This window comes from Paenibacillus doosanensis, from assembly GCF_025060755.1.
Taxonomy (GTDB): domain Bacteria; phylum Bacillota; class Bacilli; order Paenibacillales; family NBRC-103111; genus Paenibacillus_S; species Paenibacillus_S doosanensis.
In genome coordinates this window covers 125,516-145,733 of record NZ_JANYUY010000001.1, presented here as the reverse complement: position 1 = coordinate 145,733, position 20,218 = coordinate 125,516, and the positions used below count along the sequence as shown (strand labels likewise).

General features: G+C 53.7%; 14 protein-coding genes and 1 pseudogene. 11 read left to right on the top strand and 4 right to left on the bottom strand.

The window, feature by feature from the left end:
- Positions 1-109 precede the first annotated feature (109 nt).
- A pseudogene (locus tag N0M98_RS00645) lies at positions 110-1,225 on the top strand (aminopeptidase).
- A 657-nt stretch (positions 1,226-1,882) separates the two neighbouring features.
- Here the strand turns inward: N0M98_RS00645 and N0M98_RS00640 are convergent.
- Positions 1,883-2,758, bottom strand: coding sequence for an AraC family transcriptional regulator (locus N0M98_RS00640; RefSeq protein ID WP_259616645.1), 876 nt, complete (start codon positions 2,756-2,758; stop codon positions 1,883-1,885).
- A 150-nt stretch (positions 2,759-2,908) separates the two neighbouring features.
- Between N0M98_RS00640 and N0M98_RS00635 the strand changes: the two genes are divergently transcribed.
- From N0M98_RS00635 to N0M98_RS00625, 3 genes are all read left to right on the top strand, one after another.
- The gene (locus tag N0M98_RS00635) at positions 2,909-4,195 is read left to right on the top strand and encodes a Gfo/Idh/MocA family protein (protein ID WP_249862350.1); all 1,287 of its coding nucleotides are present in this window, start codon (positions 2,909-2,911) and stop codon (positions 4,193-4,195) included.
- 170 nt (positions 4,196-4,365) lie between these two features.
- Complete coding sequence (locus N0M98_RS00630; protein WP_259616644.1) at positions 4,366-5,106, top strand: peptidylprolyl isomerase; 741 nt, start codon at positions 4,366-4,368, stop codon at positions 5,104-5,106.
- A gap of 45 nt (positions 5,107-5,151) precedes the next feature.
- Positions 5,152-5,388 carry a hypothetical protein gene (locus N0M98_RS00625; protein WP_249862352.1) on the top strand — a complete coding sequence of 79 codons (237 nt, stop codon included), beginning with the start codon at positions 5,152-5,154 and terminating at the stop codon, positions 5,386-5,388.
- Between the two features lie 231 nt (positions 5,389-5,619).
- Here the strand turns inward: N0M98_RS00625 and N0M98_RS00620 are convergent, their stop codons facing one another.
- The gene (locus N0M98_RS00620) at positions 5,620-6,468 is read right to left on the bottom strand and encodes a helix-turn-helix domain-containing protein (RefSeq protein ID WP_249862353.1); all 849 of its coding nucleotides are present in this window, start codon (positions 6,466-6,468) and stop codon (positions 5,620-5,622) included.
- 169 nt (positions 6,469-6,637) lie between these two features.
- On the opposite strand from N0M98_RS00620, the gene N0M98_RS00615 reads away from it, so the two are divergent.
- The 6 genes from N0M98_RS00615 to N0M98_RS00590 all read left to right on the top strand — a co-directional run bounded on the left by N0M98_RS00615 (position 6,638) and on the right by N0M98_RS00590 (position 16,077).
- Entirely contained in the window at positions 6,638-8,137 is a 1,500-nt protein-coding gene (locus N0M98_RS00615) for a tagaturonate epimerase family protein (protein WP_249862354.1), read from the top strand.
- 90 nt (positions 8,138-8,227) lie between these two features.
- On the top strand, positions 8,228-9,640 hold the full coding sequence (uxaC, locus tag N0M98_RS00610; RefSeq protein ID WP_259616643.1) for a glucuronate isomerase: 1,413 nt from the start codon (positions 8,228-8,230) through the stop codon (positions 9,638-9,640).
- 377 nt (positions 9,641-10,017) lie between these two features.
- Positions 10,018-11,355 carry a multi antimicrobial extrusion protein MatE gene (locus N0M98_RS00605; protein WP_259616642.1) on the top strand — a complete coding sequence of 446 codons (1,338 nt, stop codon included), beginning with the start codon at positions 10,018-10,020 and terminating at the stop codon, positions 11,353-11,355.
- 377 nt (positions 11,356-11,732) lie between these two features.
- The gene (locus tag N0M98_RS00600; RefSeq protein ID WP_259616641.1) at positions 11,733-13,178 is read left to right on the top strand and encodes a sulfatase family protein; all 1,446 of its coding nucleotides are present in this window, start codon (positions 11,733-11,735) and stop codon (positions 13,176-13,178) included.
- Between the two features lie 17 nt (positions 13,179-13,195).
- On the top strand, positions 13,196-15,076 hold the full coding sequence (locus N0M98_RS00595) for a heparinase II/III family protein (RefSeq protein WP_259616640.1): 1,881 nt from the start codon (positions 13,196-13,198) through the stop codon (positions 15,074-15,076).
- A 29-nt stretch (positions 15,077-15,105) separates the two neighbouring features.
- The gene (locus tag N0M98_RS00590) at positions 15,106-16,077 is read left to right on the top strand and encodes an ROK family glucokinase (protein ID WP_259616639.1); all 972 of its coding nucleotides are present in this window, start codon (positions 15,106-15,108) and stop codon (positions 16,075-16,077) included.
- A gap of 170 nt (positions 16,078-16,247) precedes the next feature.
- Here the strand turns inward: N0M98_RS00590 and N0M98_RS00585 are convergent, their stop codons facing one another.
- The gene (locus N0M98_RS00585) at positions 16,248-17,003 is read right to left on the bottom strand and encodes a 3'-5' exonuclease (RefSeq protein ID WP_259616638.1); all 756 of its coding nucleotides are present in this window, start codon (positions 17,001-17,003) and stop codon (positions 16,248-16,250) included.
- A 223-nt stretch (positions 17,004-17,226) separates the two neighbouring features.
- On the opposite strand from N0M98_RS00585, the gene thrC reads away from it, so the two are divergent.
- Positions 17,227-18,618: a threonine synthase gene (thrC, locus tag N0M98_RS00580; protein WP_259616637.1), complete on the top strand. Its 1,392-nt coding sequence runs from the start codon at positions 17,227-17,229 to the stop codon at positions 18,616-18,618.
- A gap of 257 nt (positions 18,619-18,875) precedes the next feature.
- Here thrC and N0M98_RS00575 read toward each other — a convergent pair whose 3' ends face one another.
- Positions 18,876-20,114, bottom strand: a complete 1,239-nt coding sequence (locus tag N0M98_RS00575; RefSeq protein WP_259616636.1) for a CynX/NimT family MFS transporter — start codon at positions 20,112-20,114, stop codon at positions 18,876-18,878.
- Positions 20,115-20,218 lie beyond the last annotated feature (104 nt).

Genomic DNA, 20,218 nt, shown 5'->3' with positions numbered 1-20,218 from the left:
AGTTTTACGTGAAATTGGTTACATTTGTTATGCAGACAGGTGTTACAGGATGGAAGCGGCGGCCCTGCGAGGTGCAGCGTTTTTTCTAATAATAAGGAGTGATGGACCGATGAGAGATCCGAGATTAAAGGTGTTTGCGCATAATTTGATCCGCTATTCCGTAAATCTTCAGCCCGGCGAGCATATTTTACTGGAAATGATCGGCCTGCCCGATCAAGAATTGACCAAATGTCTCATTGAGGAAGTGCATGCGGCCGGAGGGCATCCGCATATCGAGCTGCGCGATCCCGCCGTTACCCGCAGCTTGATGCTGCACGGCACGAAGGAGCAGTTCCAAATGCTGAAGGAGCTGGAGCTTGAGCGGATGAAGCGGATGCAGGCTTATATCGGCATGCGCAGCGGCAGCAATATTACGGAAACGTCGGACGTGCCGGAAGCGTAGATGAAGCTTTACGTAACCGAGTACCAGCGGCCGGTGACCGATCAGCGCGTCAATCATACCAAATGGTGCGTGATGCGTTACCCGAATCCTTCGATGGCTCAGCTTGCCAATACGAGCACCGAAGCGTTCGAAGATTTTTACTTTCAGGTGTGCAATCTCGATTACAGCAAAATGGGCGGCGCTATGGAAGCGCTCGTCAGCCTGATGAACCGTACCGATAAGGTGCGCCTCGTCTCTCCCGGCACGGATTTAACCTTCTCCATCAAAGATATTCCGGCGATTCCTTGTGCAGGCAAAAATAATATCCCCGACGGCGAAGTGTTTACCGCACCGGTGAAAACATCCGTTAACGGCGTATTGTCCTACAATACCCCTACGATTTATCAGGGAACGTCGTTCGAGAATGTGGTGCTGCGGTTCGAAAACGGCAAAATTATTGAAGCGACAAGCAACAATACGAAGAAGCTGAACGAAATTCTCGATACCGACGACGGCGCAAGATACATAGGCGAATTCGCGATCGGCGTGAATCCGTACATCAAATATCCGATGAAAGATATATTGTTCGATGAAAAAATCGACGGCAGCATTCATTTCACCCCGGGCAACGCTTATGAGGAAGCGGATAACGGCAACCGTTCTTCCGTTCACTGGGATATGGTGCTCATCCAGCGGCCTGAGTTCGGAGGCGGAGAACTGTACTTCGACGACAAGCTGATCCGTAAGGATGGACGCTTCGTCATTGCGGAGCTGGAGCAGCTGAACCCGGAATATCTGATGTAGCGGCGTCGAACGAATGGAAGCGGCGACGGCCGCTTGCCGAATAGAGCGAAGCAAGACCGGAACTGCAGCTGGATGCGGACGGAATAAGCTTCAGAGCATCGCGTCACTTTTGGGGGATTTGTTCCGCTTCCGTGCGCCGTGGGCATCCCGCTGCGCTTTTTGCGGAGCCCTCCCGCAGAGAAGGGGATGACTTCGTCACCTTGATAGGCTTGAAATCCGGGGGCAAAAGTGAACGCTGCGCTTCTCCGGATTGCCTTCACTTGACGATGGCTGTTTTTTCAACGGACCCTCTAAAAAGGTGATGGAACAGTCCGCTGCGATGCCATTTGATCTTACAATCGCTGTTGTAATTTTGAATGGTTGTCGCCGATTTTTTAAGAGAAAATCCGTCTGCAAAGGCGAGCACTAACGCAGTACACTCGCAACGGACACAGCGGCCGTTATATCTACCCTATCGGCCATTTTGGATTTCTAACGGACACAGATGCAGCTATTTGTTGACAATGCCGCCTTAGAAAGCAATTCGGAGCTATGTAAGCGCTATGACGTCCGTTACGTTTAAAAAGCATCCGTTTGCGACGACTTTAGCTCCCTCATGTCCGTTAAAAGTAGAAACGGTTCGACTCCTATTTTCTATCCGTTTTCAAAGCGAACCAGCTACTTGCCGGCCCACTTGCGGTACTGCAGCGGCGACATTCCACATACCGATTTGAAGATGCGGCCGAAATGGGTGCTGCTGTCGAAGCCGACCTTCTCCGTAATGTCGGTGACCGACATGCGCGACGATTTGAGCAGCTGCTGAGCCTCCTGCACGCGCAGGCTGTTCACGTACTCGATGACGCCGAACCCGGTTACTTCTTTATAGATGCGGCACAAGTAATACGGGCTGATATGAAAATGTGCGGACAGTCCTTTCAGCGACATCGGTTCGCGGAAATGCTCGTTAATATATTTCACGATATCCGATACTTTGCGGTGCAGCGTGGTCGGATGATCGGATACTTTGCTGCGGCTGTCCGACTGCTCGATATGCCGCTGAATCATGAGCAGCAGCTCGCCCAGAAGCAGCTTCATATAGCCTTCGGTGCCGCTCTCCTGTTGTTTTTGCTCGCGGAGCATCTTCTCCATAACCGCTTCGACCGCGATCAGCTCGCGCGCATCCGGGTGAAGCACCGGCCCTTCCTCGAATACGTTCAGCAGCCCGGGCAGCATCGACTGAACCGGTTCCACGAACGAATCGCGGAAATTGATTAATATCCGCTCATGCTGCGGGGAGCCGGCTTCCATCGTTTTATGCAGCACATTAGGCTGAATCAGCACCAGATCGCCTTTTTTCACATGATATGACCGTTCTTTAATGAAATAAAATCGCTCGCCCGCGCGCATATAATAAATTTCGTACGAATCATGGGAATGATTTTGTTTCATGTTGAACGTATCGGTGCGTATCGAATGGTGCAGATGAAAGCCGTCTTTTTCGGAGAAGGAAAAGCCCTTCTCCGGCAGCGTGCCTTGGGGCGGCAGCGGTTTCATATTCTGGCGACCTCCTTAAGAGTCCGATAGAAGCGGAATGATAGAATGTGCAAAATATGTTGAAAAAATAAAATGTAAGCAATTTTCGTGCTGTTTTCGTATATTTATTGCGCTATACTCACAATAACACAGACAAGGGAGGAAATATAGATGTCACGTAAACGTTATGCACTCGTAGGCACGGGAGGAAGAGCGAGCTTCTTCTACACTTCCATCGCCCGCGATTATAAAGAAACATCCGAATTGGTCGCTTTCTGCGATATTAACCAAACCCGGATGAATGTAGCCAACCAAAAACTGGAGCCGTTCGGCGTTGGACCGCTTCCTACTTATAAATCTAGCGATTTCGACCGGATGATCGAGGAGCAGAAGCCGGATATCGTGATCGTAACGACGGTGGACCGCACGCATCATACGTACATTATCCGCGCTATGGAGCTTGGCTGCGACGTCATTACGGAGAAACCGATGACGGTCGACGAGGTGAAATGCCAGGAAATTCTCGATGCGATCAAACGGACAGGCCGCAACGTACGCGTCACGTTCAACTATCGCTATTCTCCGCACAATACGAAAATCCGCGAGCTGATTATGGACGGAGCCATCGGCGACGTTCACTCGGTTCACTTCGAATGGCTGCTGAACACGAAGCACGGCGCGGACTACTTCCGCCGTTGGCATCGCGACAAGCGCAACAGCGGCGGCTTGCTCGTGCACAAATCGACGCATCACTTCGATCTGGTCAATTTCTGGCTCGGCACGCAGCCGAAGACGGTATTCGCCTTGGGCGATCTGATGTTCTACGGACGCGAAAACGCCGAGAAGCGCGGCGTCACCGAGTTTTATTCCCGCGCTTACGGCAGCGAGTATGCCAAGAACGATCCGTTCGCGCTGCATTTGGAGGAAAATGAGAACCTCAAATCGATGTATCTCGATGCGGAAAAAGAAGACGGCTACTTCCGCGACCAAAGCGTCTTCGGCGACGGCATCAATATCGAGGACACGATGGGCGTCATGGTCAAATATCGCAACAATGCGATTCTGACTTACTCGCTGTACGCTTATGCGCCTTGGGAAGGATTCCGCGTCTGCTTCAACGGCAGCAAAGGCCGCATCGAAATGAACGTCGTGGAGTCTTCCTATGTCAATTCCGGCGGCGAGCAAGCGCTCGAAGGAGCGGTGAAAGGGAAGAAAATTACCGTATTCCCGATGTTCGACGCGCCGTATGACGTTAAGGTTGAGGAAACGAAGGGCGGCCACGGCGGCGGCGATCCGGTGCTCCTGAACGATTTGTTCGGCGTGAAAGCTCCGGACCGCTTCAACCGCGCGGCTTCGCATGTGGACGGAGCGATGTCGATCCTTACCGGCATTGCGGGCAACCAGTCGCTTCGCACGGGTCTTCCGGTGCAGGTGGCCAATTTGGTGTCGTTCGACTAATTATTACTCGATCATTCATAGCGCAGGGCTGCGCGAGTTACGGCAGCCTTGCGCTTTTTTGCCGTTTAGCTCTCGGATCGATCGGCGGCATAAGTCTTGAAATGATTGGAAGGGAGATTTAAGATGGAATTGATAGGATACGCTCTTAAGAGCTTGAGAGGAGAATTCAGGTGGGACAAGGTTTCTTAATGGCGCTACTGATCGTGGCAGGACTTATCCATTATGCCAGCGTGGATGGCGGCGCAGTAGAGCAAGGAGAGGGATACGGGATTGAGAGCCCGGCAGGCGCGGGCAATTCGTCAAGCCAGTCTAACGGCTCGGCAGGGGAAGATGGAACAGAGGCGGTTGAGGAAGCTCCGGCTGTCAGTAAGATTTACGCGCAGCCTCCGGAGATGACTATCGATGAGACGAAAACATACGAGGCGACGGTTCACACGAACAAAGGCGACTTTACGATCGAACTGTTCCCGCATGAGGCTCCGGTGACCGTCAATAACTTTGTTTTTCTGTCGCGCGAAGGCTACTATAACGATGTGACGTTTCATCGGATCGTTCAATCGTTCATGATTCAAACCGGCGACCCGACAGGTACGGGAGCCGGCGGTCCGGGATACAAATTCAAGGACGAACTGAATTCTCCGTTCCGCTATGAGCCGGGAGTCGTTGCGATGGCCAATTCCGGTCCGGATACGAACGGCAGCCAATTTTTCATCTGTACGGGACCGGACAGCGATTATTTGAATCAAATGCCGAATTATACGATTTTCGGCCGGGTTACGGACGGAATGGATACGGTGCGGGCGATTGCGGCCACGCCGGTCGGCAAGCAGAAGCAGACGGGCGAAGAGAGCGCTCCCGTGGAAGCAGTGACGATCCAGTCCGTCGATATCGTGGAAAAGGATGCGTCCTAATAGCGTCGGGGGGCGCCGCGCCAAAAAGAGAAGGTGGAATGAAGCTTGGAGCAGTACGTAGCATTGATCGGAGTTATTTTGGAGAAGCTGGAGCAAACGTACAAAGATTTGAAATTCAATTATGACGGGATGGACGCAGTTTTGCGGCAGCATTCCCCTGAAGAGAAAGCGAATACGCCGGAGCTTATAACGATCGGCGAGCTGCGGGATATTTACGGAGAGCTGATTACCAGACTGGAGGCGCGTATGCCCGGGTTGAAGGAGCCGGACGAGCGGGCGTAAGAAGGATTTTCGCCAAGGTTCCGTTTGCGCGGGGAGAAGCTTCCGCCTCGTGTACCCGAGTAACGAGGGGAATCCCCGCCGAGCGAGCAAGCGGAAGACGTTTTCGACTTGCGCCGTCGACGTCATTGCAGCGCGACTCTCCAGAAGCATCGGAAGCTCGCGGCAGGCAGCGCTTGCGTCTCCTTAGCCGATGCTCCCGTTCGTCGCGTCAGCGAGGCGAGCGGGCAGGCATTACTGCTGATGCTTGCGATATTCGTGCGGGGTCAGCTTGGTCAGCTTTTTGAACATGCGCCCGAAATGGGCGATATTCTCGAAGCCGACGCTGTCGGCGATGTCGATGATTTTGCGGTTCGACTCCCGCAGCAGCTTCTGCGCCTCGCGAATCCGGGTCATGTTGACGTATTCGATAAACGTAAAGCCGGTAATTTCTTTGAACGCGCGGCTCATGTAATAAGGACTCATATAAAACATCTCGGAGATTCCCGACAACGTCATCGGCTCTTGGTAATGGCTGTTAATGTGTTGGACGATCTCCGATATTTTTTTGTGCAGCGGGCTGGCGTGCTCGAAGGGAACCGATTCGTAACGTTCGGCGTAACGGCTTGAGAACAGCAGCAGCTCGACGAGCAGCAGTTTAATGTAGGTTTCGAATCCGTTCTGCTTCTCGTTGAGCTCCTTGGTCAGCTTGTTCATGATCGTCTGCACGAAAATCTGATCCTGCAAATTCAGACTGAGCACATGGGCAGGCTGCTGAAATACGCCGAACAGCGAAGGATGATAGAACGGATGATCGGTGCCGATGAACGAATCGCTGAAATTAATGACGATGCGCTCATGGCCCGGCTGGCCGACATCGGATGTCTTATGAACGTCATGCTTGTTGATGAAGACGAGGTCGCCCGGCGCGATCATATAGGATCGGTCTTTAATAAAATAGTTGCGCTGGCCGGACAGTAAATAATAAATCTCGTAGGTGCCGTGGTAATGGTTTGTTCTTTCGAAAGGCTCGGTTCGCTTGATGTGCTGTATATAGAAATCGCCTTCTTCCGCACCGTAGGTGAGGGATACCGTTTCGCTCATATGGCTCGATCACTTCCCGATTTAAAGATTTCTCTCATTGTAGCAGAGAATGATACTTTTTCATAGCAAGATATGCATAGGTTTGTGGAAAATAGGCAAAATTGGCGAAGATAATGGTATGATTTTGCGTTATGATCGGAGTATCACATTAATCAAGGAGGCTTTTTTCATGAGCAAGTATCAGACGATCGCCCAAGCAGTGAAAGAGGGCAACGTTAGCAATATCAGCGCTTCTGAAGGTATCAAAGTGTATCCGCATTCATTGTCGGAATCCGGCAATGTGAAGCTGGTTATGATTAAGGACAACCAAACGAAGTACATTTTGGCCGTAGGCGAAGGCCCGCTGTTCGACGAGCTGCAAGGCAGCGTAGAAGGCGGAGTGAAAGCTTGCCCGTTGACTCATGAAAACCGTTTGGTTATTAATAAATATTTCGACTACACCGTGCCTCGCGCATTCGGTACGCAAATCGCGACGATCGGTCTCGGCGACCGTCTCGGCATCGCTTCGCCGGGCCATATTAAGACGGTTCGCGGCAGAAACGTGCGTCCGATTCTGGCTCAGCAAAGTATCCGCGAGCTGAATTTGACGGGACGCGATTACAAGCAAGTCGTCGACGCCGCTTGCTTCGCCGCTTTCCAGGAAGGCTACAAGGACGGCTTCGGCGCCGACGGCGACCACTTGAAGGTAGAAGCGGACATCGAGCTCGCGCTCGGCCTCGGCTTCACGATGCTGACGCTGGATTGCTCCGAATATATCGACAATTCGATCGAAGGGCTGTCCGCCGCAGAGCAAGCGGCCAAATACGCCGCGCTGCCCGAAGACGTGCGCAAGCATTACGAATCCCGTTATTTGAATCAGGAATTCACGATTGCGGGAACTTCCGTAACGTTCGACCAAGAAACGTTGGCCAAAAACGTGCTGATCTACGGACCTGCCATCGATTTCATGGAGCATATCTACAACAAATACATTAAAACCGCCGACCGCGAAATCGACTTCGAGATTTCGATCGACGAGACGGCCACGCCGACCGCGCCGGAATCGCATTTCCTTGTAGCTAAGGAATTGTATGCCCGCGGACTTACGATTTACAGCATGGCGCCGCGCTTTATCGGCGAATTCCAAAAAGGCATCGACTACATCGGCGACATCGAACAATTCGAGAAAGAGCTGATCATTCATGCCGGCATCGCCGACGACTTCGGCTACAAGCTGAGCATTCACTCGGGCAGCGACAAATTCAGCGTGTTCCCGATCATCGGCAAACATACCAAAGGCCGCTTCCACGTGAAAACGGCCGGCACGAACTGGCTCGAAGCGGTAAGAACGGTAGCCAAAGTGAATCCGGGCCTGTACCGCAGAATGCACCAGCACGCATTGGAGCACTTCGAAGAAGCTACGGCTTACTACCATGTAACAACCGATTTGAGCAAAATCGCGCCGCTCGATCAAGTGGCCGATGCCGATCTGGCCGATACTTATATGAACGAGGACAATGCGCGCCAATTGATCCATATTACTTACGGTATCCTGCTGCAAGCGAAGGATGCGGAAGGCAAATCCTTGTTTAAGGACGAGTTCTACAGCACCTTGAGCGATCAGGAAGAAGCGTTCGAGCAATCGCTGATTTCCCATATCGGCAAGCATCTGGACTTGCTCGGCAAGTAAACCGCCCATTTCAAGCCGGAGCGTGCATAGCATGTTTCGGCTTAGGCATTGATTCGAACTATTTCCACAAGAGAGGATTGAGGATGTCCCATGAAACCATTTCTTGACGAAAACTTCCTGTTGTCCAATGAAACAGCCGTCCGCCTGTACCACGATTACGCCAAGGATATGCCGATCATCGATTATCACTGCCATTTGAGCCCGCAGGAAATTTATGAGAACAAAACGTTCAAGAACGTTACGGAAGCGTGGCTGTACGGCGATCACTACAAATGGAGAGCGATGAGAGCGAACGGCGTCGAGGAGCAATTCGTTACCGGCGGCGAAGGAGCAAGCGACTACGACCGTTTCTTGGCCTGGGCCAAAACCGTTCCGCAAACGATCGGCAACCCGCTGTACCATTGGTCCCATCTTGAGCTGCAGCGCTTCTTTGGCATTTACGATCTGATCAACGAGAAAAACGCTCCTGTCATTTGGGAAAAAGTGAACGCTCAATTAAGCGGCGAAGGCTTCGGCGCGAGAGACCTGATCAAAAAGTCCAATGTCAAAGTCGTATGTACGACGGACGATCCTACGGATTCGCTGGAATATCATATTAAAATTAAAGAAATCAAAGATTTCGACGTTCTTGTGCTGCCTTCGTTCCGTCCGGACAAAGGCCTTGAGATCAATCGCGCGACGTTCCTGCCTTGGGTAGCGAAGCTGGGCGAGGTTGCCGGACAAGCTATCGGCAGCTACGATCAACTGCTGGCGGCTTTGGAATCCAGAGTGCGCTTCTTCCACTCCGTAGGCGGACGCGTATCCGACCATGCGCTGGATTACGTCGCTTATGCGGAAACGACCAAGGAGCAGGCGGCAGCGATTTTCGCCAAGGCGCTGAAAGGCGAAGCCGTCAGCCTTGAAGAAGAAAAGCAGTATAAAACGTATACGCTCGTATTCCTCGGCAAGCTGTACGCCGAACTGGGCTGGGCGATGCAGTTCCATATCAACGCGGCGCGCAACAACAACAGCCGGATGTTCGGCAAGCTCGGCCCGGATACGGGATACGATTCGATCAACGACAGCTCGCTCGCTTCCCCGCTGGCCAGACTGCTGGACGCTCTCGACGGCGACGATTCGCTGCCTAAGACCATTCTGTACTCGCTCAATCCGAAGGATCATTATGTGCTCGGCACGATTATCGGCAGCTTCCAAGGCGGCGGCATTCCGGGCAAAATTCAGCTCGGCTCCGCTTGGTGGTTCCTCGATACGAAGGACGGCATGATCGAACAAATGAAGGCTCTCTCGAACCTCGGGTTGTTCAGCCGCTTCGTCGGCATGCTGACCGACTCCCGCAGCTTCCTGTCGTATACGAGACATGAATATTTCCGCCGCATCGTATGCAATCTGATCGGCGAATGGGTGGAGAACGGCGAAGCTCCGAACGACCTGGAGCTGCTCGGCGACATGGTTCGCAATATTTCGTACAACAACGCGGACGAGTACTTCCAGTTCTCTTCCTAATTGATGATGAGCATTCCATCATAGAGCCAATAAGTCCGGTGTATCTATAAGATATGCCGGGCTTATTTTTGGTTGAACGGATTTGTCCGTGGCGGAGAAGGACTCGGGCAGGAGGCTATGGAATATAGGGTAAGAGTAACCAGCCGAACTGCGATTACGGAGCCGCGGCTTTTCCGACCCTCTTCTAGCAGGGTGGTGATTTCGTCGTGGCCTGCGGTCGATAGAGGTTTCCGCTCGCTGTTGCAGCCGGATTTCTTTCATTGTTAACCCCTCACGCGGGGAAAATCCGTCTACAAAGGCGACCGCTGGCGCTTTTCCAGATTCAATTGGCCTCTCCGCTCTTTTTTCACCACGCTTCTAGAAAGGAAGTCTTATGTATGGAAATAAGTAAAGCGCCGCCTCAGGCGGGTCTTAAGATACATCAGCTTCAGCCGCTGCCGTTTCGCAAGCTGCTGGCCTTCTTCGTACCGCTCGGCGCGTCGGCAAGCCTGGTCATGATTTCGCATGTCATTATTAACGGGACATTGGCCCGCTCCGCGCATCCCGAGCTGCTCATCGCCAGCTACACGATCGCGATGAGTCTAATGGACGTGATCGAACGGCCGGCCATTCTGCTGCGACAGACATGCTCCGCGCTGGTGCGGGACCGGGTTTCGTTTCGCGCGATGTCGTCCATCGCCGTTTATTTGCTGCTGTGCAGCTTTATCATCGGCTCGGCGATCGGCTATACTCCGCTCGGGCCCTGGGTGTTTCTGCATGGGTTCGGGGCGGCGGCGGAGCAAGTGCATGAGATTGTCGATATATTCCGGCTGCTCAATATCGTCATCATCTTCTCCGGCGTGCGCTGTTTGTTTCACGGCATTATTATTTATAATCTGCGCACGAAATGGCTTACGATCGGGATGGGAATTCGGCTTATCGGCATGTTTATGGCGGCCGCTTACTTTGTAGCCACGGACAAAGTAAGCAGCGGAGCGGTAGGCGCGTGGATTTTTCTGCTCGGCATGGCGATCGAGTGCCTCATCAGCGTGTTGGAAGGAAGGTCGCTGCTGAAGCGCGTCATTCCCGAGAAGCTGGAAGGCCATCCGATCGCGGATAAGGGGCCTATCTTCCGGTTTTACCGCCCGTTGATGTACTCTTCCTTTCTTGCCGTGCTCATCGACCCTGCGATTAACGCCTTTCTCGGAAAAACGGGAAGGATGGAGCTGGCGATCGCTTCGTTCGCGATTGCGGTCAATCTCGCGCACTTGATGCAGAGCTTCTTCTCCTATATGCATCAGATTGTGCTTAACTTCTATAATGTCAATGCGCGCAGAGTGTATCAATTCGCTTGGATGATGAATTTATGCCCGGCTTTATTGATTTCCGTGCTTGCCTACACGCCGGCAGGCCCTTGGTTTTTGGAGCAAGTGATGGGAGTGAGGGCGGGGACGGAGCTGATGAGCGAAAGCTTGCGTGCGCTGCGCTTTTTTATGATCATGAATCTGGTATTCCCGTGGCTCGATTACTGCAACGGCATCGTGATGCTCAAGGGGCAAACCCGCTGCATGGTGTGGTCGCAGGCGGCCAATGTGCTGGTAACGCTGCTGGCTCTGCTGCTGCTCGTATGGAAGGTGCCCGGTTGGGGCGGATCTGTCGGCGCGCTGGCGCAATCGCTCGGCTTGGCGGGAGAATTCGCCGTCGTACTGTATGTGCTCCGCTTTTCCCGCGAATGAAGGCAGTGATAACTGACGAGTCTGTAAACATTTGTTGAAATATTTACGAAAGGAATTTATTAGATGTTTGCTCAACGGTTAGAATGAAGATTTTTCACAAATTCATACCGCCGAATGAGGGAGGCGATTGCAAAAAGGCCGTATATCGGCTTTTTTTCGTTCAAGCTTATAAATTGTAGGTTTAATTTTAAACAAAGCAACCTGCAATTTAAACATGTTACGAAATATGTAGAGTTATCTTATGTTAAAATATTGACAATAGTTAGGCACCGTTTTATGATCTAATGGAAGCCTTTACATAATGTTTGCGAAAAACGGTACTGGACTCTAAGCGACGCCGCACAGGCGTTAACCGACGAGAGGCAGGGATTGCGCTAATGAATATTGTCATCATCATGTCTGATGAGCATTCCCAGGAGGTAATGGGCTGCTCGGGCCACCCCTTGGTACAGACTCCCGTATTGGACCGGCTTGCCGCCGAAGGGACTCGATTTACGAATTGCTATACGAATTGTCCGGTGTGCACTCCGGCGAGGGCGAGTTTTTTTACATCCAAGTATGTGAATGAGCTGGGGACCTGGGATAATGCTACGCCTTATGACGGTAAAGTGAAAGGGATTTCCGCTTATTTGGCGGAGCACGGGCGCGAGCTGCACAGCTTCGGCAAGCTTGATTTTCATCCGGAGGGACATTATGAAGGCTTGATTGCCCCAAGGCCGGGATTCCGCAGAAATATTGATACCGGCGCTTATTTCCGGGATACCTGCGAGCCGAAGCCTAAGGTGGAGGAGCGCTACCGGAACATCGGCATCCGCAGCAAAGGCACGAACGATCAGCGAATAAGGGATGAAGCGATCGAGTGGCTGAAGCAAAGAAAGGTTCAGGCGGCTCCATGGGTTATGTACGTCGGTTTTTCCCATCCGCATTTTCCGTTCTTCGTCAAGCAGGAGCATTGGGATACGTATGATCCGCTGGTGCAGCAAATCCCGGAGGCGACGAAAGGGCCGTTTGACGAACTCAACGAGCCGCTGCAGGCGATGCGCCGTTATTTCCGCTGCGATGCGGCGGACGAGGAGACGATTCGGCGAGCCCACGTAGGCTATTTCTCCTTGACGACGGAGTTGGACGAGAACATCGGCGACATCGTATCCGCTTTGGAGGAGCTCGAAATGTACGACGACACTTTGATCATCTACACGAGCGACCACGGGGAGCAGCTCGGCAATCACGGGCTGTGGTTCAAATGCTGCATGTATGAAGAGGCCGCCCATATACCGCTTATTATGAAAGGCCCCGGCGTAAAAAAGGGGGCGACGGTAGATACGCTCGTATCGCTTGTCGACCTGTTCCCGACGCTATGCGAGGCGCTTGCGCTGCCCGTTCCCGAAGGGGTGCAGGGCAGGTCGTTATGGAGACTGGCGACAGGCAGGGCGGACGTGGAGCGCAGCGATTTTGTGTTCAGCGAATACCACGCGCACGGAATGCCGGTCGGCATGTATATGATCCGCTGGGATCGCTGGAAGTACGTTCACTTCAACGGCTATACGCCGCAGTTGTTCGATCTGGAGAACGATCCGGAAGAAATGTTCAACCAGGCGGAGGCTGTGCCGATGAGCGATGAAGCGAAACGGGCGCTCGAAGCATGCGAACGGAGGCTGCGTTCGGTATGCGACCCGGAAGAAACGGAGCTTCGCGCCAAATCGTTTCAGGCTAGGATGAAGGAGCGGCTTGGAATTGCCGAGTTCACGACGGGCGATCCCAAATCGAGCGGATTCGTAAATCCGAACTATCCGGTTCCTTTTCCCGAAGCCAAAGCTCATTGAAGAACAGGAGTGCATCTATGATACGTCGACAACTGAACCTGCACGATTGGAAGAGGAGGCTGCTGGGCAAGGAGGAGTACAAGCCTTTTCCGCGGCTGGAAGAGAGAGAGCCTTGGGAGCAGCTTCCCGCGTCATTGAAAGCTTCCATCGTCCGCGAGGCGGAAGCGAGCCTGCCGTTCGCCTATCCTCCGCTTACGGCCGTGATGTACATGGAGTTTTGGAGAAACGGCAACCGGACGCGCTACGATCTGCCGTACCATCGCCGGAGACGAGCGCTCACTACTTTCGTGTTAGCCGAATGCATCGAAAATAAAGGCCGTTTTCTGGACGATATCGTCAACGGCATTTGGTGTATATGCGAGGAGACGTCTTGGGTCATCTCGGCCCATAATTTTCATTTCTATGACCGCAGCCTTCCCGTTGCCGACAAGGCCCGTCACGACATCGATCTGTTCGCCGCCGAGACCGGCAACGCCCTGGCATGGACGTATTACTTGCTGGGGGATGCGCTTACGGAGCATTACGGGCCGCTTGTTAAAGAAAGGCTGGCAATGGAGCTGCGAGAGCGCATTTTAGAGCCTTACGCGAGCAGGACGGACATGTGGTGGATGGGCTTCGACGAATCGGTGAAGCTGTACAACTGGACGACCTGGATCACCTCCAACGTGCTCAGCGCCGTATTATTCGTCGAGGAGGATGACGACCGGCGCATCCGGGCCGTAGAAAAGGCGGCGTACAGCCTGGACCGCTTTCTGCTTACGTATCATGCGGACGGCGGCTGCGACGAGGGGCCGAGCTACTGGAACAAAGCGGCGGGTTCCTTGTTCGACTGTCTTGAGCAGCTGTTTGTTGCCACCGGCGGAACGATCGATCTCTACGGCGAGCCGCTGATCCGGAATATTGCCGCGTATATTTTCAAAGCGCATATTCATGACCGGTATGTGCTTAACTTTGCCGACGGGCCGCATAAGGTGACGATTGAAGGCGATTTGATCTATCGTTTCGGAAGTCGTACGGGGCAGAGCGATCTAATGGATTTGGGCTATACGATAGCCCGTCGATGGGGGACCGAGGGAGTCAAGCAGATGCAGTTTTTCTCCTTTTTGCGGGTAGTTCCTGCGCTCTTTAATTTCAGCAAGCTGCTGGAGCATGGACGGGCGGCGGCATATCCGCGCAGCCTGTGGCTGGAAGGGATTCAGGTGATGATTGCCCGGGAAGCGGCGAGCCCGGAGCAAGGGCTGTATGTTGCCGTGAAGGGCGGACACAACGACGAAAGCCACAACCATAACGATGTCGGCCAGTTTGTTATTTATTATGACGGAGAGCCCTGCATCATCGATCTGGGCGTAGAGACTTATACGAAAGAGACGTTCGGACCGAACCGGTACGATATTTGGACGATGCAGTCTTCTTATCACAACCTGCCCGAGATTGCGGGCGTGCGTCAGGGCGCCGGAGAAGGCTATCGGGCTTCCGACTGCCGGTTTGCCGATGACGGGCAGACAACGTCGCTTGAGCTCGACATCGCCGGCGCCTATCCGCCGGAAGCGGGGCTGGATTATTGGCACCGATCGGTCGCTCTCCTGCGCGGCGGCACTCCCGCCGTACAAGTAACCGAGACATACCGGTTTGCTTCGGAAGCCGGTGAGATCGCTCTCCATTTGCTGACGGGGCGTGAGCCCGGGCTGCAAGCAGACGGAACGATCTGGCTGCCGACGACGGAGGGAAAGGGACTCGTCTGTCAATACGACAACCGCGAACTGGAGGCGGTGATCGAGGCTCGCGTCATTACGGACGAGAAGCTGCTGCAAGCTTGGGGAGAGACGGTATATCGCATCGTCATGAAGCCGAAGGAGCGGTGCGCCGCAGGACAATATGTGTTTACATTCCGTGCGTAACGGCGCGCACATTCGAAGGGGACCGATAGATGAAGAAGGCGTTGTATGCGGGAATCGATATAGGCGGAACGAATGTGAAAGTCGGGTTATGCGATGCCGACGGCCGGCTGCTGCATAAGCTGGAAGGGCCTACAGGAGGAGCGGAAGGGCTGCATGAAGCGGTTCGCCGCATCGACCAATATGTTCGCCGGGCTGTTGACGAAGCGGGGGGTCATTGGTCGGACGTAGCCGGTATCGGAGCGGGGATTCCCGGCTTCGTCGACATCCATAGCGGCGTGGTGGCGCTGGCCGAAAATTTGGGCTGGGAGCAGGTGCCGATCGCCCGCATATTGTCGGAGCAGTTCGGCAAGCCCGTTGCCATCGAAAATGACGCCAATCTGGCGGCGCTAGGAGAAGCGCTCCGCGGCGCGGGACGCGGGGTGAACCATCTCGTGTGCTATACGGTCGGAACCGGCGTAGGAGGAGGCATCGTCGAAGCGGGCCGTCTCGTCCATGGGTTCGGCGGCATGGCGGGAGAACTCGGCCACTTACGGATCGCGGCGGAAGCCGAGGCGGCCCCCTGCAACTGCGGGCTGCGAGGCTGCCTTGAGACGATAGCCTCGGCCACGGGCATCGTCAGGCTGGCCCGGGAGGCAATCGAACGAGGGGAGGGCACGACGCTCGCCGGGCTTGACTTGGCGCGGCTGGAAGCCAAGGATGTGTTCGTCCACGCCGAAGCCGGAGACGGCGCGGCGGTGCGGATCGTCCGCAAGGCCGCCGATGCGCTCGGCCTGTCGATGGCGATGGCGGCTGCGGTGACGAATCCGCAGCGCTTCATTATCGGCGGCGGCGTGTCCCGCGCCGGCGAGACGCTGCTGGCGCCGGTCCGCGAGGCGTTCGCGCGCTACGCCGCCGAGCCATTGCGCCGGCAGGTCGATATCGTCCAAGCGCAGCTTGGCAACGATGCCGGGATAATCGGCGCGGCCGGCCTGGGCAGAGGCTTAAGCTGCTTTCGGTCATAAGACGAGCTGACCCATCTGCCGAGTCTTCGGGCCTTGAGCGAACCGGGCGCGGCTTGACGCCGGCAATCTCTCCCCGGAGCGGGGGTTAGCCGCGACCGGCCCTTTATACGGCAAAACCGTCCTTGGCAAAGGACGGTTTTGGGCCGAGACGGCTGCAACTGCAATAAGCGTTAAGCCAACTGCTGCATGGTTTTCGCTTTTCTTCCGTATTTCATGTTGAAAAATTTGGTGAACAGCTCGTGGACCATTTCGATCTCTTCGGCGTCCAGCCTCATGATTTTAAAGTAGGTTTTCGTTTTATCGTTACCGGCAAACTGTTTCCAGGTAAGCAGCTTGTCCTGTTCCAGAGCGCTATCCAGCGATAAAGTGATCCACTTTTTGATACCGCCCGTGCATAGCTTAAAATGATTAGGAACAAAATAAGCGTCAGAACGCATAACATCCGGCTTAAGCTGCAGCAGCCGCGCGGTGTTAAGCGCATCGTCCAGCGCCGAGTGATGCTGCCCTACCGGTTCAAGCTCGTGCTCGACCAGCGCCTGCTGCAGTCCTCCTTCGAAGAAGGAAGTTACGTCAAGCAGATTGACGAGCCAATCGCCACTGACCTGATTTATTTTGCAATCGAGAAATAAATGGAAGAAATCTCCGCCACCCCAAGCAAGAATGGTATACTCCTCTCCGCAAAAAGCCCGGAACTCCCGGATCACCTGATGAAAGCGAGCGCTCTTGTGCAGCGTTTCCTTCGTAATTCCGCAAAATTGCAAGGCGAATCTATTAATATAAAAATTCGGATTGATATAGCTTTGAAACGTATCGACGATTTCCAGCCGGTCGTTCAGCTTGACGGCCCCAATCTCGATAATTTCCATAGGATAAATATCGTAATGCTTCCTTCCGTTAAATTCGAGGTCTATCACAATATAATTCATACACTTCACCTCCTCGTACAAGCATACCACGTTTCGGACTCAAGGTTATAATGTTTTTCGTTGCCAGTCCGGATTTTATCCGTCTTTTCTTCGGAAAAAAACGAGCTGTTCGCCTTTTTCGGCCGCCGGAGCGCGGTTTTGTCGATAAAATCCGTATTTTCCTTCATTCCTAGACAAGTTTTTGATATAATAAAGTGAATTTTCATACGTGAAGGGGATTAGTATGGATTATATAAGCACGCGAGGAAAAGTGGAGAAGTGCGGATTTATCGACGCGTTTTTGATGGGGCTGGCCAATGACGGCGGTCTTGTGATCCCAAGTGAAATTCCGAACGTCTCGGAACAGAAGCTGAAGGAATGGCAGGAGCTGTCCTATCAGGACTTAATGCTTGAAATTTTCTCTTATTATACGAACGATGAAATTCCTTACGAGGATTTGAAGAAGCTCGTTTATGACAGCTACTCTACCTTTAGAGACGAAGCGGTGACGCCTCTGAAGCAAATTAACGATTCGCTGTACGTGTTGGAGCTGTTCCAAGGGCCGACCTTTGCGTTCAAGGATGTCGCGCTGCAATTTATGGGCAACCTGTATTCTTATGTGGCTGCGAAGCGCAACGAAATTATCAATATTTTGGGCGCGACCTCCGGAGATACGGGAGCGGCGGCTATCCAAGGCGTGAGAGGCAAAGAAGGCATCCGCATCTGCATTTTGCATCCGCATCAGAAGGTTAGCAAGGTGCAGGAGCTGCAAATGACGACGGTGCAGGATGAGAATGTGCTGAACTTGTCCGTGAAGGGCAATTTCGACGATTGTCAGCAATCGATCAAGGAATTGTTCGCGAATGTGGACTTCAAGCATAAATACCATCTGCGCGCGATCAATTCGATCAACTTCGTGCGCATTTTGTCCCAGACGGTATATTATTTTTACGCTTACTTCCAAATCGCCAAAGCAAAACCGGTCGGGAAAGTCAATTTCAGCGTACCGACAGGCAACTTCGGCAATATTTTTTCCGGCTATTTGGCCAAGCAAATGGGACTTCCGATCGGCAAGCTCATCCTGGCTACGAATGAAAACAATATTTTGGAGCGTTTCGTTAAAGAAGGCGTGTATAAACCGGGCGAGTTTTACAGCACGTACAGCCCTTCGATGGATATTCAGATCGCCAGCAACTTCGAGCGGTATTTGTACTATTTGAACGACAAAAATCCGGACAAGGTATCCGAGCTGATGAACCGCTTCCGTGCCGAAGGCCAGCTTGAGATCGGACCGGAGCTGCTCGGCAAAGTGGCTCTCGATTTCGAAGCCCAAGGAGTGAAGGGTGCGGACTGCCTGGAGATCATCGATAAATATTACGAGCAATCCGGCTATTTATTCGACCCGCATACGGCCTGCGGAGTAAAAGCTTACGAGACTTGCAGCGGGGAGCAGGAGACTTGCGTCGTATTCGCCACGGCGCATCCGGCCAAGTTCAACGAAGCGATTGCGCTCATCGACATTGAGCAGCCGTTCCCGACCGAAATTCAGCAGTTGTTCGACAAGCCGCAGGTTCAAACGGTCATTGAGAACGATAAGCAGGTGCTCGTCAGCGAGCTGGAACGGTTTTTCGGTTAATAAAATGACGGATGGATAAATAGAAAAATCGCCCGGGCTTACCGGGCGATTTTTTGTTATTTAGGAAATGATGCGCAGCAATATCCTGTGGATATCCGGGTGCTCCCCCGAAAGGAAAGTCTACCCATAGAACGATCCCAGAGGAAGGGTTAGACGCCGATCCAGCGTAGGTTGGGTGCGGACGGAATAAGCTTCAGAGCATTACGTCACTTTTGGGGGATTTGTTCCTATAAGCTATGGACTGTAAGCACGGCGGCTTATTTCGCGGCCGGCCGCGAGTCGCCAAGCTGAACGCTGCGCCCAGCGCCGAGCCCGATCAGCAGGAACAAGGTCGTTGAAACGACCAGGACAAGCAGCGGCGCCGTCCAGGACTGCGTCAAATCATGCAGATAGCCGAACAAAATCGGTCCGACGGCGGCGAGCAAATAGCCGAACGACTGAGCCATGCCGGACAGTTCGGCGGCTTGGGCCGCGCTCGAGGCACGCAGCGCGAATAAGGCGAGCGACAAGCTGATGCTTGCGCCTTGCGCGATGCCGATCAAAATAATCCACAGCGGAGCCAGCGACGTTGACGTGCTAAGCAGCAGACCGCAGTAGCCGAGCAGCGCGACCAGCGCCGTGAACACGATCAGTCCGCGTTGACTGGAGCGGCGCCCGGCAAGCACCGGCATAATGAAGGAGGCCGGCAGGCTGACGAATTGCATCAGCGACAGCATCCAGCCGGCAGCTCCGGTGCTCATGCCGCGGTCGTGCAAGATGGCCGGGAGCCAGGCGATCGTCACGTAGAACGCTAACGATTGCAGTCCCATGAACAGCGTGACCTGCCAAGCCAGCGAAGATTTCCACAAGCTGCCGGTTCGGGCCCGTTTGATGACAGCGGCGGCTGCGCCGGAGGCCTTCAGCTGAGGCAGCCATAAGATTAGACCCGCTGCGGCGAGGATGGCCCAGCAGCCGAGCGAGCCTCGCCAGCCGAGACCGAGGCCATTGGCGACAGGGACACTGATGCCGGAAGACAAGGAGGCCCAAAGGCTCATCGACATGGAGTACAGACCTGTCATCAACCCGACTTTGCCGGGAAAATCGCGTTTGATCAGGCCGGGCAGCAGAACGTTGCCGATAGCGATAGAGGCGCCGAGCACGGCTGTTCCGGCGAACAGCGCCGCTGCGGAAGGGAGCGAGCGGATCACGATTCCCGCGGTTAAGGCGGCCATGCTTATAAACAGCGTCTTCTCCATGCCGATGCGGCGGGCGATGCCGGGCGCGAGCGGAGACAACAAGGCGAAAGCGATAAGCGGCAGCGCGGTCAGCAGACTGGCCAGCACATTGGACAAGCCGGTATCGGCGCGGATCGATGCCGTTAACGGTCCGACGACAGTAATGGAGGCGCGCAAGTTGGAAGCGATCAGGATGACGCCGAACATGAGCAGCAGGCTGCCGCTGCGAATGCCTGTTGCTGCATGGGCTTGCCCGATTGCAGCAGATTTGGGGTTGTTCATTGCAGTTCCTCTCCTTTGTACAACAAATCGATCAACGATTATTGCATGTGATAATAAACTATAATATACTTATAACGAATAAAAGTAAATTATAATTTATTTGG

Bases quoted from the DNA above. Each gene is read 5' to 3' on its own strand.
- N0M98_RS00635 (WP_249862350.1), top strand. From the start codon at position 2,909: ATGTCACGTAAACGTTATGCACTCGTAGGCACGGGAGGAAGAGCGAGC.
- N0M98_RS00615 (WP_249862354.1), top strand. From the start codon at position 6,638: ATGAGCAAGTATCAGACGATCGCCCAAGCAGTGAAAGAGGGCAACGTT.
- N0M98_RS00640 (WP_259616645.1), bottom strand. From the start codon at position 2,758: ATGAAACCGCTGCCGCCCCAAGGCACGCTGCCGGAGAAGGGCTTTTCC.
- N0M98_RS00600 (WP_259616641.1), top strand. From the start codon at position 11,733: ATGAATATTGTCATCATCATGTCTGATGAGCATTCCCAGGAGGTAATG.
- N0M98_RS00575 (WP_259616636.1), bottom strand. From the start codon at position 20,114: ATGAACAACCCCAAATCTGCTGCAATCGGGCAAGCCCATGCAGCAACA.
- N0M98_RS00590 (WP_259616639.1), top strand. From the start codon at position 15,106: ATGAAGAAGGCGTTGTATGCGGGAATCGATATAGGCGGAACGAATGTG.
- N0M98_RS00620 (WP_249862353.1), bottom strand. From the start codon at position 6,468: ATGAGCGAAACGGTATCCCTCACCTACGGTGCGGAAGAAGGCGATTTC.
- N0M98_RS00595 (WP_259616640.1), top strand. From the start codon at position 13,196: ATGATACGTCGACAACTGAACCTGCACGATTGGAAGAGGAGGCTGCTG.
- N0M98_RS00585 (WP_259616638.1), bottom strand. From the start codon at position 17,003: ATGAATTATATTGTGATAGACCTCGAATTTAACGGAAGGAAGCATTAC.
- N0M98_RS00605 (WP_259616642.1), top strand. From the start codon at position 10,018: ATGGAAATAAGTAAAGCGCCGCCTCAGGCGGGTCTTAAGATACATCAG.
- thrC (WP_259616637.1), top strand. From the start codon at position 17,227: ATGGATTATATAAGCACGCGAGGAAAAGTGGAGAAGTGCGGATTTATC.
- uxaC (WP_259616643.1), top strand. From the start codon at position 8,228: ATGAAACCATTTCTTGACGAAAACTTCCTGTTGTCCAATGAAACAGCC.